General features: G+C 33.7%; 15 protein-coding genes and 1 pseudogene. 13 read left to right on the plus strand and 3 right to left on the minus strand.

Going from position 1 to position 14,225, the window contains the following annotated elements:
• The 11 genes and pseudogenes from Xish_RS17680 to Xish_RS17730 all read left to right on the plus strand — a co-directional run.
• Positions 1–372: pseudogene (locus Xish_RS17680) on the plus strand (hypothetical protein); the annotation flags it as partial.
• A gap of 50 nt (positions 373–422) precedes the next feature.
• A complete protein-coding gene (locus tag Xish_RS17685) occupies positions 423–689 on the plus strand; it encodes a hypothetical protein (RefSeq protein ID WP_099119142.1) in 267 nt (88 codons plus the stop codon).
• Between the two features lie 97 nt (positions 690–786).
• Complete coding sequence (locus Xish_RS17690; protein WP_099119143.1) at positions 787–1,323, plus strand: hypothetical protein; 537 nt, start codon at positions 787–789, stop codon at positions 1,321–1,323.
• Complete coding sequence (locus Xish_RS18430) at positions 1,230–1,613, plus strand: hypothetical protein (protein ID WP_141554006.1); 384 nt, start codon at positions 1,230–1,232, stop codon at positions 1,611–1,613. Before Xish_RS17690 ends, Xish_RS18430 begins: the two co-directional genes overlap by 94 nt.
• Positions 1,614–1,731: 118 nt before the next feature.
• Positions 1,732–2,205 (plus strand): hypothetical protein, encoded by a 474-nt coding sequence (locus tag Xish_RS17700; protein ID WP_099119145.1) that lies wholly within the window; start codon positions 1,732–1,734, stop codon positions 2,203–2,205.
• A 20-nt stretch (positions 2,206–2,225) separates the two neighbouring features.
• Positions 2,226–4,280 (plus strand): type IV conjugative transfer system coupling protein TraD, encoded by a 2,055-nt coding sequence (gene traD / locus Xish_RS17705; protein ID WP_099119146.1) that lies wholly within the window; start codon positions 2,226–2,228, stop codon positions 4,278–4,280.
• Positions 4,281–4,315: 35 nt separating this feature from the next.
• Positions 4,316–9,259, plus strand: coding sequence for a MobF family relaxase (gene mobF, locus Xish_RS17710; RefSeq protein WP_099119147.1), 4,944 nt, complete (start codon positions 4,316–4,318; stop codon positions 9,257–9,259).
• Positions 9,260–9,315: 56 nt separating this feature from the next.
• Positions 9,316–9,522, plus strand: coding sequence for an Hha/YmoA family nucleoid-associated regulatory protein (locus Xish_RS17715; protein ID WP_099119148.1), 207 nt, complete (start codon positions 9,316–9,318; stop codon positions 9,520–9,522).
• 10 nt (positions 9,523–9,532) lie between these two features.
• A complete protein-coding gene (locus Xish_RS17720) occupies positions 9,533–9,997 on the plus strand; it encodes an H-NS histone family protein (protein WP_167383299.1) in 465 nt (154 codons plus the stop codon).
• Between the two features lie 82 nt (positions 9,998–10,079).
• Positions 10,080–10,598 carry a hypothetical protein gene (locus tag Xish_RS17725; RefSeq protein ID WP_099119150.1) on the plus strand — a complete coding sequence of 173 codons (519 nt, stop codon included), beginning with the start codon at positions 10,080–10,082 and terminating at the stop codon, positions 10,596–10,598.
• A 31-nt stretch (positions 10,599–10,629) separates the two neighbouring features.
• Entirely contained in the window at positions 10,630–11,205 is a 576-nt protein-coding gene (locus tag Xish_RS17730; protein WP_244186229.1) for a DUF459 domain-containing protein, read from the plus strand.
• A gap of 440 nt (positions 11,206–11,645) precedes the next feature.
• On the opposite strand, the gene Xish_RS17735 is transcribed toward Xish_RS17730, so the two are convergent.
• The 3 genes from Xish_RS17735 to Xish_RS17745 all read right to left on the minus strand — a co-directional run bounded on the left by Xish_RS17735 (position 11,646) and on the right by Xish_RS17745 (position 12,879).
• Positions 11,646–12,143 carry a hypothetical protein gene (locus Xish_RS17735; RefSeq protein WP_099119151.1) on the minus strand — a complete coding sequence of 166 codons (498 nt, stop codon included), beginning with the start codon at positions 12,141–12,143 and terminating at the stop codon, positions 11,646–11,648.
• 170 nt (positions 12,144–12,313) lie between these two features.
• Positions 12,314–12,607, minus strand: a complete 294-nt coding sequence (locus Xish_RS17740) for a type II toxin-antitoxin system RelE/ParE family toxin (protein ID WP_099119152.1) — start codon at positions 12,605–12,607, stop codon at positions 12,314–12,316.
• 2 nt (positions 12,608–12,609) lie between these two features.
• The gene (locus tag Xish_RS17745; protein ID WP_099119153.1) at positions 12,610–12,879 is read right to left on the minus strand and encodes a type II toxin-antitoxin system Phd/YefM family antitoxin; all 270 of its coding nucleotides are present in this window, start codon (positions 12,877–12,879) and stop codon (positions 12,610–12,612) included.
• Positions 12,880–13,660: 781 nt separating this feature from the next.
• On the opposite strand from Xish_RS17745, the gene ccdA reads away from it, so the two are divergent.
• Together ccdA and Xish_RS17755 are read left to right on the plus strand one after the other, a co-directional pair.
• Positions 13,661–13,879 (plus strand): type II toxin-antitoxin system antitoxin CcdA, encoded by a 219-nt coding sequence (gene ccdA, locus Xish_RS17750; RefSeq protein ID WP_099119154.1) that lies wholly within the window; start codon positions 13,661–13,663, stop codon positions 13,877–13,879.
• Complete coding sequence (locus Xish_RS17755; protein WP_099119155.1) at positions 13,880–14,188, plus strand: CcdB family protein; 309 nt, start codon at positions 13,880–13,882, stop codon at positions 14,186–14,188.
• The last annotated feature ends 37 nt before the right edge of the window (positions 14,189–14,225 follow it).

Below are 14,225 nucleotides of genomic sequence, written 5' to 3' on the forward strand. Positions count from 1 at the left end.
GTTGTTAAAAACTATCTCAATGTATTAGGGAGTTTAATGTTATGGCCTGTGATGTTTGCCATTTTTAATCATATTATTAGTTCGCTTACAATAACAACGTTGCATGGTCAGGCATTTTCAATTTCAAGTATGGATACCGCATTAAAAAATGCCAGTACATTAGCTGGGATTGCAAGCTGGTTGATGTTATCGATTCCCTTTATTAGTTTCAAATTATTTACGGCATTAGGACAACAACTTGCCAATGCGGGATCATACTTAGGTAATGCATTAACAAGCGCAACATCGGCAGATGCAGCGGCTGTTTCTCATGGTAACTATAATGTTGGGAACATGAGTATGGAAAATGTGAGCGGATTTAAAACGATTTAAACCATTCATATCGAGAAGGGTTATCCAGTGTTCAAACGTCAACAGGTGCTATGGTAACGACGACACCATCAGGGCAAGTTATTTATGATGCAAGTTTGAGTATGTCTAAATTGCCAATGAAACTTGATACCTCTTCAATGCTTGATTCAAGTTTCAGCAAAGCGTTAAGTGCTCAACAGCGGGAAACACAATCTTATCAAGAGGGTTATCGTAGTTCTGTTAATGACAGTTATAATATTGCAACTGCTCTTGGTAATAATTTTGCAAAAGTGGGGATATGGAATCTAGTTTGTCGAAGAGCAACGGGAATCCATTGAACAGATCCAACGTGAATCAAGAGAAGCTAATAACAGCCAAAGCACGTCTGATTATACTGGTAGAGATAATCGAACATCTACACAAAGTACGGATTCAATGGGATTAGGTGCTGGCCTGTCTGGTAATGTTGGTGCAGGTCTTGATGGAAGTTCGCCAGTTAAAGCTAATGTGAGTGCTAATGCTTCGGCATCATATCAGCATCAATGGACTGATTCTAATGAAGATAGTGCATCTTATGGTAATAGAACTTCTGATGATACGCGTGTATCAGAAAGCTTCGCTGATAGTAAATCAGCGCAGAATATCCGTAATATGTCAGATGGTGATATTAACCGTATTCGTGACAGTGAGACTCGTTCACTTGTCTATGACTTACGCGCAAGCCTTAATCGAGCGAGTGAAAACTATGCATCGTATAATGACAGCTTGAGTAAAGAAAAAACTATTTCTCAACAAGCTAATTTTACAGAAGCCAGCGTTTATCTGCGGCAGAATCGCTTGAGCACGAGTACGCGCAATATGTCACCAATAAAGTGGGTGTGGAAAAAGCAACTTCTGTTCTCACTGATGCCGGTTCACCAGAAGCAAGGGCACAAAGAGAACAACTTAAAGATGAATTTACGGATGAATTAGCCCAAAACATTAGAAAAGGTCATTTTAATAATGAATCGAAAGTTGAAGCAAATTACTCAGGAATGAGTGTATCCCAAAATGCAATGAAATATGGTGCAGCGAATTATCAACAAAATGCTGATATATTTAAAGAATATGCAAATAAAGGCGGTGTCATTCAAAAAGTAACAGTTATTGATTCAGATAATAACAAAGGAACGAAAATGCCCCTTCTGGATAGCATCAATTATGGTATTAGTACAGATGGACAGGCTCACCAAGCGAAAAAGAGGCTAACACGAATAAGTTAGCAAAAGATAACAACATCAGTAATGTTGATGAAAAAATAACGGAAAACAAACACCGTATTGATTCTCAAAAAGGTTTGAATAAACGCGATTATGACGATAAATATTGAGGCTAACCAAAATGAAATATATAACTATTTTGATTGGTGTTGTGGTGTTGATATTATTAGATTTATTTGTGTTGCATAGAAGTGCGATAACAATACCGCTGATGGTTATTTTTATATCTACATGTTGTGGGATTTATTCCCACAAATTTAAGTTTTTAAATGGAAAGGTTAAATTTTTATTACTTGGCACTTTCTTTACGGCTATTTTAGCTGGTATTTACTTTTGCAATTTTCAATACGATCAGGGAAGTATATCAAAAGCAAAATATCAAATTCCTTTTTCATTGTTATTGATAAGTGTTTTTATAAATGTATTTTTAATGTTTGTTATTGTTTTTAATATGAAACTTTCTAGAAGAAATTATGATTTTGATAAAGTTGATAATAACGTTAATCCAGCTACAGGCTTACCTATGAAAGATGGTATTGATTCTGTAGGAAATGTTTTTGGACAAAAACAACATAATGAAAATGATTTTCTATAAAAGATAGTAAGGGATTCATAATGAGTTTAGATGCAAGAAATATGACACAAGGTGGTCAGGTTATCAAATACATGCTTAGCATGTTTTTACAGATCATGAATATCATTGTGTACTGGACATTATTAGCTGGAGTTGTATCATTTTTCGGTTATGTTCTGCTGTCCATGAAATGGATTTATATTAAAAGTGGATTGTTTTATTTTTATATAAAATACGTTGTGTTAAATTTAAGAATGGGTAATAAGGAAGCCGTTTATAATAATGAATACGTTGTTTCTGTTTTTAAAAACGGTCAAATAATTGAAAAAAAATTAAAGGTAGCGACAATAATCGATAATTCCTATTTTATCGAATGCGCAAATTTACTAAAAGAAAATGCTTTTGTTGGTTTTGGTGTCGGAGTGTTTGTCTATACTGGATTAACACTTTTCGTTTTTTATTATCTGGGTAGAAAAGGTGCTCAACAAAGAAAGAATGATATTATTGGCGGTCGATATCTTGCAAAATCCGTTAAAGAGCTTAATCAGTACATCAAACTGAAAGGAGAACTTTCCCATTTGAAGATTGGTGATTTAAATATTATTAAAAATAGTGAGATTCAAAACTTTGGCGTTCATGGAACAGTAGGGACAGGTAAAAGTACTGTTATTAATGGTTTTCTTAAACAGGTCAGGGCGGATAATCAACGAGCTGCTATTTATGATAAAGGTAATAATTTTATTCCTTTATTTTATCGAGAAGGAAAAGATACTATCTTATATCCAATGGATTTAAGATGCCCTAATTGGGATTTATGGCGGGAGTGTTTAAATAAAGCGGATTTTGAGTCTTTTGCTCTACCGTTAGTCCCTGATGGAAAAGGTGATCCCTTTTGGAATATGTCAGCAAGGCGTCTTTTCGTCTCAACCGCTGAAAAAATGCGGCATGATCCTGAACGTTCAATAAAAAAATTACTTGATAAATTAGTCACTTTTTCATTAGACGATTTGCGGAAATATGTAGAAAATACAGATGCGGCCAGTCTTATTGATGGCAGCGTTGAAAAGACGGCTCAAACAATCCGTACCGTTTTAGCATCTTATGTCGAAACACTGAGATATTGTCAACATTTAAGCAATGGAAGAGGTAAGCCTTTTTCTATTCGGGAATGGGTGCATAATGCTGATGAGGATGCATGGATATTTATAGCCAGTGATGGACGAGAACAAACAGCACTGACTCCGCTTATTACAACGTGGCTAAACATTCTTATGGAGTCTGTTCTATCGCTTACTCCTAGCCGTACTCGTCGTATATGGACAGTATTAGACGAAGTGGCCAGTCTGAAAAAACTACCTAAATTACAAGATTATATGCAAGAAGCTCGTAAATTTGGCGGTGTCGCATTCTTAAGTGTACAAAGTTATCCCCAACTTGAAGATATTTATGGCGCGAAATCAGCCAGTGCAATTTGGGATCTCTGTAATACCGTTGTTTATTTTCGTGCGCCAAGCAGTAATGTTGCTAAATGGGTACAAGAAGAAATTGGCGAAACGCATCATAATAAATTTCAAGACCAATACAGTTATGGGGTTGACACTATTCGAGATGGTGTAAATTTTTCAAAAACGGACACAATGGATAAAATAGTCAGCTATTCAGATATTCAAAATTTGAATGATTTAGAGTGTTATATTTCATTAAAAGGTGATTATCCTATTGTTAAACTAAAATTAGAATATAAATCATTCCCTATTATTGCTACAGCAAAAGTAGCAAGAAATGATATTGATTTATCACAATTGGAATCTGTAAAAGAGGATAAAGAAGATGATTTTGTCGATGGAATTTTTAATCGTAAATCTGAAAAAAAAGAAAATGAAGGAAACAATAATTCAAACACTAGCACCAATGCGACATCAGGAAGTGATGGCGAATTAGAAAAAATAATTAAAAAACCTGATATCAATGATCACATTAAGAAAAACAAAAACCATGAAAAAGAGATAATAACAGAAAATGATAAATATAATAATGAACCTAATATCGTGAGGAAAATAGAAAATGATAAAGACCTTGGTCTTGATGGTTTTTAATTTTATTCACTAAATTATAAGTATAAGGATAGAAAATGTTATCACTATCAAGAGTCCGTAGCGCGAGTGGCGCAGCCAGTTATTATGAACAAGAAGATAATTATTACTTCTTAGGGGAAGCAACAACTTCATGGTTCGGTAAGGGTGCGGAAAGTTTAGGTTTAACAGGTCAGGTTAACCGTGAGGATTTTAAAAACGTTTTAGAGGGAAAATTACCCAATGGTGAAAGTTTAGAGCATATTGTTAATGGTGAAAATAAGCATAGACCAGGATATGACTTAACATTTTCAGCCCCTAAAAGTGTTTCTGTATTAGCCTTAGTTGTTGGTGATAAAGCGGTGTTAGATGCTCATAATACCGCCGTAAAAAAAACACTCACTGAACTAGAAAAGATGGCATCAACACGAATAATGAAAGAGGGTATTGTAAGTGTTGAGGAAACTAATAATATAACTGCTGCATTATTTTTACACGATACCTCACGAAATCTAGAACCAGCCTTACATACACATGCCATTTTATCTAATGTCACAGAGACAAAGGAGGGCAATTGGAGAACGTTATCGGCTGATCGGGGAAAAGACATTAATGCTTTCATTGAAACAATATGGAAAAACCCCGTTGCTATTGGTGGACTATACCGACAATTTTTAAAGCCTGAACTGAAAGAATTAGGTTATAGCTTTATAGACGCAGGTAAACATGGTCAATTTGAAATTGAAGGTGTGCCAACAGAAATGTTTTCTTCACGCAGGCAGGAGATTATTGATGCGGTTGGCGAAAATGCGACAGCAAAGCAAAAAAGTGTTGCCGCAAAAGATACACGTAAAAAAAAGGACTTTACGAATATCGAAGAAGTAAGAGAAAGCTGGAAAACAAAATTGTCAGAAACGGGATTTGATCATGAAAGTATAAAAGGCACTAAAAATATAGAGATAGTAAAAAATGATGAGGGTTCTGATATCAGAAACACCGTCAAAACGGCAATAGCGAATTTAGGTAAAGAGAGTGCTAAATTTACACATGATAAGTTACTGACACAAGTTATTAACTCAATGTCGATGAGTCAATTCTCAGGCATTGATGATTTAAGAGAAATAATCAAGGATGAAATTAAGTTAGGTAATCTTGTTCCACTTAAAGATAGCGGAGATCTATTTACAACGATTGAACATTTAAAAAATGAAACAAATGTGATTAAAAATATCAATAAGCTTAATCATGATAAAGTCACTCTGGTTTCAAAAGAAACTAATTCATTAGCTAATTACATGACAAGTAATGAAAATCAATTTAAATCATTGACGTTAAGGGGAGGGAGTGATTTTTCTATAAAAACACTTAATGGCATAAATGAATTAGCAAGAGAAAATAGTAAAGAGAATATTATTATTGTTCCGAATAATAAATCAAAGTCTTTTTTTAAGGAGTATATTGATAAGAATGTTTCCATTTTTACAGCAAAGGAAATTGAATCAACGCATGAAGGTAGTTTTAAAAATTCGATTGTTTCTGTTTACCAAACTGAAAATATGAAATTAGATTCAATTAATGCAATATTAAATAAATCTAAAAATCAACATTCTGTTGTGGTTTCTATTGATACCGGAACTAAAAACAGTGAAGGGATATTTGTCGATCTATTAAAAAAAACAAAATATGAAAACTTTAAACTTTATGAAGAAAATGAAAAAAAACACGTTTATTTTGTTAGTGACATTGATAAAAGTGATAGAGTGAAATTAGCGACAAAACAATATCTAACACTGTCAGTCAATAATAAAGACGCTATTGTTCAGGTTCATGACAATAAATCAAAGAATCAAGTCAATGATAAAATAAGAGAATCATTAATTAACAATGGTATTTTATCAGACCGTCATATTCATCTTGATAATGAAAAACAAGTGTTTTTATCCGATGCTAACCGAAATTTAAGGAGTACATACCGAAAAGGTTTGATTTTAGAGAACACCAAAGAAAAAGAAAGGTTTACTATCACTGACATAGATAAATCAAATAATGATTTACGATTGATTAATGACTCCGGCAAAATATCTAATTTATCAATTAGTGATATTGATAAACATTATAATTTAATTGAAAAAAATGCACTTGAAATACGTGTAGGCGAAAAGTTAAGGACTTATCAACGCTTTGATAATGTTAAGGCAAACAGTGAATATATGGTATCTGGCTTTAGAAAAGGTAACTTCCTGTTTGGTGAACGTGTTATCTTAGAGGATAAAGACGGTAATAAAATCACCATCAATCCGAATAAAACAACAAAGTTAGATTATAACTACAGTGAAACATTTGGTAATTCCATTAATAAAGAAAGAACCGTTATCGCCCTATTAAATAAAAATGATGTGAGTAGTACTACGTTAAATAAAATAAAAAAAAGTGGTGACTCCATTATTGCCATTACGGGATTAAGCAAAAAACAGTCAGAAACAAAAATAAACAAATCCGATGTGAGTATTAATCACATTCCTGAAAATAATGGAAATATCTTTGATACCTTATCGAAAATAAATGATCTTAAAAAAGACACGGTAAGCGACTTAGATAAAATTATTGATCTGAGTATTGAGAAATCAAGCGGCGGTAAAGTTTATTTCAATGGCTCGGCTGTTATTCTTCATGCCTCTAATCTCGATAATAAATTAACACTGGAGCAATTATCAGATTCAATCAATCATCGTATTGAAAAAGGAAGTATTATTCCGATTGGCAGTACCTCATTGACAGATAACTATGTAAAAAGAGAAACCTTAAATAATGAAGTTAATATTGTCAGGAAAATATTTGAAGGAAAGAACAAAGCCGAACCCTTAATTAAAGGGGAAATTTCTTTAGAAAACACCTCATTAACAAAAGGACAAAAAGCAGCAAGTGAGTTATTGTTAACCTCGAAAGATACGATTATTGCGATTCAGGGTTATGCTGGCGTTGGTAAAACAACACAATTCAGAACAGTGTCCGAAGCCATCAAAAGTAACCGAACAGATATCGAATTACGGGGTTTAGCTCCAACTCACAAAGCCGTATCAGAACTGAAATCCGCAGGTATTGAATCACAAACCATTGCCAGTTTTTTACAGGAAATGGCATCAGGCGATGTTAATGCTAATTATCAGAATACGGTATTTGTGATTGACGAAAGCTCAATGGTAGGAAACAAAGGACTCAGTAATCTTCTGGATACGATCATTGAAAATAAAGGTCGGGTAATTTTATCCGGTGACAAACAACAATTAAAATCATTTGAAAGCGGAGCACCTTTTAAACTGACATTGGAGCGAAGCGCCATTGATCATGTTGTTATGGATGAAATTGTTCGTCAAACGCCAGAACTAAAACCAGCAGTGGAAGCTATCATAAAAGGTAAAGTCAACGAGTCAATCAGTGTGATTGAGAAAGTGTCTCCGACTGTTGTACCGAGAGTGAAAGACGCTGAAACACCGTCTTCATCAGTCATTGATTTAAATGACAAATCATCACCGGAAAAAATTGTCATCATTGCAGAAGACTTCGCCAGCCGTACACCAGAAGCAAGAAATGATACGTTCATTATTACTCCATTAAATGCAGATAGGAACGCGATTAATGAAAGCATCCATTCTACATTGGTTCAGAATGGAAGTTTAGAAAATAGTGTCAGAATCCCTACTTATCAACGCATTAATAGTCAAGAATATGAATTAAAATCGACTAAATATTGGAGTGAAAATATCGGTCACACGGCAAAAATTGGGAAAAACTATTTTCAAATTCAAGATGTCAACAAAGAAGGAATTATATCATTACGTAATTTAGAAAATAACCACGAATCAGCCATGTCTGCATTAGAAGTTAATTCGCACAGGGTTGCTATTTACCAAGATCGTGAAATTGATATTAGTGTTGGTGAAAAAATCCGCCTAACCGTAACGGATGTAGAGAGAAATGCATTTAATAATGATATGGGAGTCGTAAAAAGTATCAAAGATGATCAAATCACAATGGATTTTAACGGTAAAGAAATTACATATTCACCAAAAGAGCAGTTGAATGATCGTCATTTAGATTATTCTTATGCGATTACTTCTTACTCATCACAAGGTGCGTCCATTCCTTATGTGATTGTCTATGATGGTGTTGACGGTGCTAAACGTAGTTTAGCGGCTTTAGACAGTACCTATGTTGAATTATCACGAAGTAAAGAGCATGTGCAACTTTACATTGATGATATTGATAAATGGGAAAAACACCTCCAATATAATTCTGGTGAACGTTCAACAGCACACAATGTTTTACATAATGTTGATAACCAATTAGCAGAAAAAGCATTAAAAAAATGGAATGAAAGTACCCTTATCTCTGGAGATTTAGCCGATAAACTTCCCAGTAATTTACAAGAAATCGCTAAATACTCAGGAAAAGAACAAGAAATATTATTACCTGTTCATGATGATTATGGTGTTCAACGTGGCAACTATCATATCCCTGTGGGTATTTTTAGTGGGAGCTTAAATATTGATCAAGGTCATTATAATGGGGCAAGCGATGGAACGATTATTGTGTTGAATCGGGGTGATTCAGAACTTGATACCCTCATTTATGATAAAAATGATATTGATAAAGCGATCAATAATGATAATGGTGATAATGCAATAATAATAAAACTTGACGAAGCTGATAAACCTGAAATCAATGAAATACCATTAAGCAAAGAAGAGATTAAGTTACAAGAAACCATTGAGGAAGTCATGCAGCAGAACAAAGAAAAAGACGTTAAATATGATGATAATGAACAAAAAGAAATGTTGCTTGATAGCATCATTGAAGCTAAACAAAATCTTGATAAAGATATCGATACTCAAAATGAGTACGACAGCAAAGAAAGTGACAAACGAATTAGGCATGATGAAGAAAATATCATTAGGCATCAATCCGAAAAAGATAAAAACCATGATATGGATATAACTTTTTAAAAAAAAACAAATTTTTTATTGTTTTTTTATAAGGAAAATTCATACTATGAGGTTATATGAAAAATAAATTTAGCTGGTTGAGGCAGTTACGAAAATGTCAGAATCTAGGAACATTAGGTATTGTCAGTGAACGAATTCTGACAAAACTCACGAGTAAAGAAAAAGAATCTTTTCAACTTGCGAGTGATCACCGTAAAGCTGAAATTATTATGAATAAGCACTATGACCACATCCCCGTTTCCGTCTGGAAATATGTTGAATAGCGAGGTAGAAATGAGTGAATTATCGCGTGACAAAGAATATGATATTGTCACAAGCCACTTAGGTAGTATTACTGCATTAAGGCGTTTCACCAAACAAAAGGATTTTGCATGGCTCACTGATGTATACGATAAATTAACGGCTATTATTGATGAACGCCAACAAGAAGAAAAAGAATTAGAGCTTGAAAGGCAGGAGTTAGAAAACAGAAAAAGTAAGTTACTTGAAATAGCAAAAGAAATGGGATTTGATCCATCTGCTATCTCCTTTGAAGGAAGTGAAAATAATTCGGGTAAAAAAATAAGGGTATCTAAAGCAACACACCCTAAATATCGCTTTATTAATCCACAAACACAACAAGAAGAAACGTGGACAGGGGTTGGTCGCATGAAAAATGGCTTAAAACAACTGATTGATCAAGGTCACTTTCTTGAAGAGTTTTTGATTGATAAGAATGAAAGTAACGAAAATTTATAAAATTATATTTAAAGTATAAATAATGACCTGTTACCTGAGCGTAGATTCAGGCAATGTTTTTCAATTATTCAAGAGGTTAATTATGTGGATAGTATTAATATTTTTTTCAATATACTTTGTTGTTTTATTAAACTTGAAATATGGGAGAAAAATAAATCAAGGTAAGGTTTTTGTGACCGTCAAAAGCGACAACCAACATGAAACTAAAGTTGAAATTGAGAAGAAGGAGTTAAATAGTTGCTTTGTAAAAGCAATGACATCAATAATTTTTATAAAAATTATCATTGGGTTATGTTATGACTTTTTAAATAGTTTATTCCATGTCATTTTTAGAGTGTTACCGAATTTAATCATTCTTGGTCTACTTATCTTATTTATACATTCACCAGAGGTTATCAACGAGATTAATACAGAGAATATGGTGATATTATTTGAATGGATAAAATCCAATCTATCGATATTGGCTGAATTTATCATTGTTCTTACCATTTTATCTATGATGATATTGTTCTTGATGAATCGATACAAACCTACATACAGTCTGAGAGAGAATATCAAAAAGTTTGTTGATGAACAAATCAACAAAAACCATGCTTTATAGCAATAACATTGAATAAGCTAGGAAGGTTTTCATGAGCAAGGGCTTAAAATCGTTCAGTGCAATATTACTTTGTACAATCCCTTTATTTGGCGATGCCAAGCCCTTATTCATGGGAGATTCGTTAACGTATCAACTCGCCATGAGTTACAAAGAACGTGCGCCCGTAGACGCTAAATTTCTTGAAAGTACAGGACTGCAATCAACAAAATTACTTCACTGGCAGAATTACATACAACAAGTGAGTTTTCATCAATATGACACTGTATACATTGTACTGGGTACAAATGATTTAATTAAACAGGCAGATATACCCAGTTACCAAATCAAAGCACAACAATTTATTCAGGAGATCAAAAAGCAAAATAAAAATATTGTATGGTTATTACCGCCAACACTTAAAAATGAACAAAAAAACACTCTGTTAGATAATACCCGACTGGCGATAACTCAAGCGGCCTATCAAGAGAAGGTGAGAACATTCGATATGCGAAACGCACTAGGAAAAAATTATACTTCCATTATTAACGGCGTTCAGGTGAGAACGAAAGATGGTATTCATATCACGAAAGATGGTGCTGATATTGTTGTTAATGCTATAATAAGGTAATCATTATAAATATAGGTGAGAGTATAATGATACGCAAACCAATATAATACAATGATAGAAAGATATTTTCTAATATCTATCAAGGTGATAGAATAATACATTATTTTATATGGATTTGATATCACTTATTATTTTATTTGAAAAAGGGTATAGAATTGAGTTGAGAATTATAATTATCCATATTTCTATACCTTCCTTACTAGAAAATGAAAGTGTCAAAACAACAATAATAATAACACTGCAAAGTAAAAGGCTTTTAATATAGTCTGTGACTGTTATCAGTCCAAGAAGTTTTTTTATTCCTTCTTTTTTTCGTCTACATATATATCTGTAGCTAACAATAAAACATTAACGAGGAAATCAACTCCTTCTGGTTTATTACATAATAAAACATCTTCGTATTGTGAGTCTTTCATATATTTATAACCTCAATTGATATTTTAACTTATGAACAATCCAAAAATTAGGCCAAGTAATAAATATTTGGTTTTTAAACTGGAGTTGTCGTATTTTCTAGCTAATACTTTTCTACGCTTTTCTTTGTAGGCTTCTCTTTGATATTTAATGGATTTATGTTCTCTTAGTTTTTCGTTTTTTATATTTTGCAAGGCGTTATATTTTTTATATCCTTTTAATCCTATTTTATAAAAAACAGCAATATGATGAGTGATAACAGTAAGTTTTTTAAAAACTAAATTGATAAGGGTAAAATTTAAAACATAAAAACTTGTAAGTAACATTCCCTCGAATATGAAACTTATGAAATCAGTTGTAGTCGAAATACCGATTTGGCTAAACCTATTTGGTATAAAATCGATTCTATCTACTACAAAATTTGGTAAGTAATGAAACGTTGACAGGAAAGCAACCACTAAACCAGTTAAAACAATAGTTACTTCTATAGTGGCTAAAAGTAATGAAGTTTTTTTCATTTTCATTAAATATTACCTTTTTTAGTTGTAATGATAACAATAAGAAACTATTTCCAATCCTTTATTTACTATGCGATAAAAGATCCGGTGTTCGTCCGTGATTAAAGCATTGTCCGAATCGATTTTTTCGGCGGTAATCTGCAAAATTTTAGGTGATAATTTTTCATCGTCGCTTATTATAAATGATTATGTGGATCTTGTGTTTGGTGTAACACCGCCAACACCTCAATACCCGCCAGAACTTCTCGATAGTAAATAATATGACGCTCAACAGGGAAGCTACGCACACCAATATAAAGATCTTCACTGCGATCCCGACCGAGGGAGGGTTGACGAGCAATAATCTCTGTCATGGTCACACGTAACGAATAAGCGTAAGTTTCTGCAATACTGTTTCCCCATTGGCGTACAGAATAGCGTTTTATTGCACGAATATGCTCTCTAGCTTTCTGCGTAAATCGAACGCTCATCCTTAATCATTACCTTCAAGTTCATTAATCGTCAGCGGTGCAAACACATCATCAATATGATGCAATTCGCCCCGATCTGCCTGTGCAATGGATTCAGCCAAAATTGCTTTTAAATTCTGTAATTTAAGCTGTGCAAACTGATCATACTCTTCAGGAGAGATAACCACAGCTACTCGCTTACCATGTTTACTGATCTCCACTGGCGCACGTTGGACTTTCATAAGTAGATCACCAAATTGATTCTTAGCTAATTGTGCAGGGATAACTTCCATACATCACCTTCTGTCTAAAATGGCTTGAATAGTTATTTTAGACAAAATAGAGAGTAAATACCAGTTACAATAGCTTAATAAATGGGTAGCCATAGCTATCGCGTAGCATACTTATCCATCAAATACACATCCTAAACAGCCAGTGCAGCTTTGACCCAATAAGGGCAAAAGCAAACGGGAGCGGCAAGCACTCGTAAGAGTGCGACTTTATGGTTGTGGAGTTTGTGGGTAAGTGTGTTTTGTTTTGACTGGCTCAATACCGGTCAAAACAAAAATCTTTTTCAGTGTTAGTTATCGCGTTATTTCGTCTTCGATTGTCCGGCCTTTGAATTATAGATCAGGGTATGAGTGATAATCCCCAATCATTACAGTTTCGCCAGTAGCTCGCTATCGCTCACACTCGCAGTACACCCGCCATTCATAGCTTTGCTATTCTGTCGGCTAACTGCGTTCTTTGAAGGCTCAAATTAACTATTTTTAACATGTTATATTGAAATGGCTTTATAGGGATGGAGGGTTTCAATGCGTCTTATGGCTTCTATAGTCGCATTAGGCGCACTTCCTTACGTAAGTGCGCCTAACACTCCGCTTCGGGGCGTATCGGTTGTTGTAGTTATCTTGGCTATATTTCGCCCCTTATATTTGCTGCGCAAATCGAACATGATTACACAGCAAGAAACATAAATTGATAGCAATATCAGGGATAGAAAATAAGCTTGCTTTTTGTCTTCATTAAATACACACTATTAGTGTGTTTAAATGTATGTAATTGAGGTGTGTTATGAAACATAGAGTTAATGTCACAGTTGATAAAGAAAATTATTTAACCTTGAATTCCGCAGGTGTCAATATTTCAGCTTTTGTTAATGAGATGATGAACAGGGAAGCTCAACGAATCAACGCTGAAAAGTGGAAAACAGACAATTCAGAAGGAATGGAAGAGGTTTCTCAATTTATCAAACAATATGGTTCTTTTGCTGATGAGAATAGGAATTGGTAAATGCAATTTTTTGTTTATCAATACAAACGCAGTGGTAGTAAATATAGTCTTCTTGTTGACGTTCAGAGTGATATCATTGAAACGTCAGGACGCCGGATCGTCATTCCTTTGATTGAAGCTCATCATTTTTCAAATAAAGTGAGTCGTCAATTATTCCCAATTGTGAAAATCAGAGGAGAAAATTATCAACTGCTAACAACAGAAATTTCAGGTGTATCTGAAAGTGTAATAGGTAAAGAGATTGCTGATGTAAGTCAATGGTCATCGAATATTAAAGATGCTATTAATATATTGTTTTGGGGGGTTTAAATTACTACCCCCCATAAAATGGAATTTGTATAATGAT

The organism is Xenorhabdus ishibashii (genome assembly GCF_002632755.1).
Lineage (GTDB): Bacteria > Pseudomonadota > Gammaproteobacteria > Enterobacterales > Enterobacteriaceae > Xenorhabdus > Xenorhabdus ishibashii.

What these genes read in the sequence shown, in the direction of transcription:
- Xish_RS17685 (WP_099119142.1), top strand. Translation starts at nt 423, where the DNA reads ATGGTAACGACGACACCATCAGGGCAAGTTATTTATGATGCAAGTTTG.
- Xish_RS17690 (WP_099119143.1), top strand. Translation starts at nt 787, where the DNA reads ATGGGATTAGGTGCTGGCCTGTCTGGTAATGTTGGTGCAGGTCTTGAT.
- Xish_RS17700 (WP_099119145.1), top strand. Translation starts at nt 1,732, where the DNA reads ATGAAATATATAACTATTTTGATTGGTGTTGTGGTGTTGATATTATTA.
- traD (WP_099119146.1), top strand. Translation starts at nt 2,226, where the DNA reads ATGAGTTTAGATGCAAGAAATATGACACAAGGTGGTCAGGTTATCAAA.
- mobF (WP_099119147.1), top strand. Translation starts at nt 4,316, where the DNA reads ATGTTATCACTATCAAGAGTCCGTAGCGCGAGTGGCGCAGCCAGTTAT.
- Xish_RS17715 (WP_099119148.1), top strand. Translation starts at nt 9,316, where the DNA reads ATGAAAAATAAATTTAGCTGGTTGAGGCAGTTACGAAAATGTCAGAAT.
- Xish_RS17720 (WP_167383299.1), top strand. Translation starts at nt 9,533, where the DNA reads ATGAGTGAATTATCGCGTGACAAAGAATATGATATTGTCACAAGCCAC.
- Xish_RS17725 (WP_099119150.1), top strand. Translation starts at nt 10,080, where the DNA reads ATGTGGATAGTATTAATATTTTTTTCAATATACTTTGTTGTTTTATTA.
- Xish_RS17730 (WP_244186229.1), top strand. Translation starts at nt 10,630, where the DNA reads ATGAGCAAGGGCTTAAAATCGTTCAGTGCAATATTACTTTGTACAATC.
- Xish_RS17735 (WP_099119151.1), bottom strand. Translation starts at nt 12,143, where the DNA reads ATGAAAATGAAAAAAACTTCATTACTTTTAGCCACTATAGAAGTAACT.
- Xish_RS17740 (WP_099119152.1), bottom strand. Translation starts at nt 12,607, where the DNA reads ATGAGCGTTCGATTTACGCAGAAAGCTAGAGAGCATATTCGTGCAATA.
- Xish_RS17745 (WP_099119153.1), bottom strand. Translation starts at nt 12,879, where the DNA reads ATGGAAGTTATCCCTGCACAATTAGCTAAGAATCAATTTGGTGATCTA.
- ccdA (WP_099119154.1), top strand. Translation starts at nt 13,661, where the DNA reads ATGAAACATAGAGTTAATGTCACAGTTGATAAAGAAAATTATTTAACC.
- Xish_RS17755 (WP_099119155.1), top strand. Translation starts at nt 13,880, where the DNA reads ATGCAATTTTTTGTTTATCAATACAAACGCAGTGGTAGTAAATATAGT.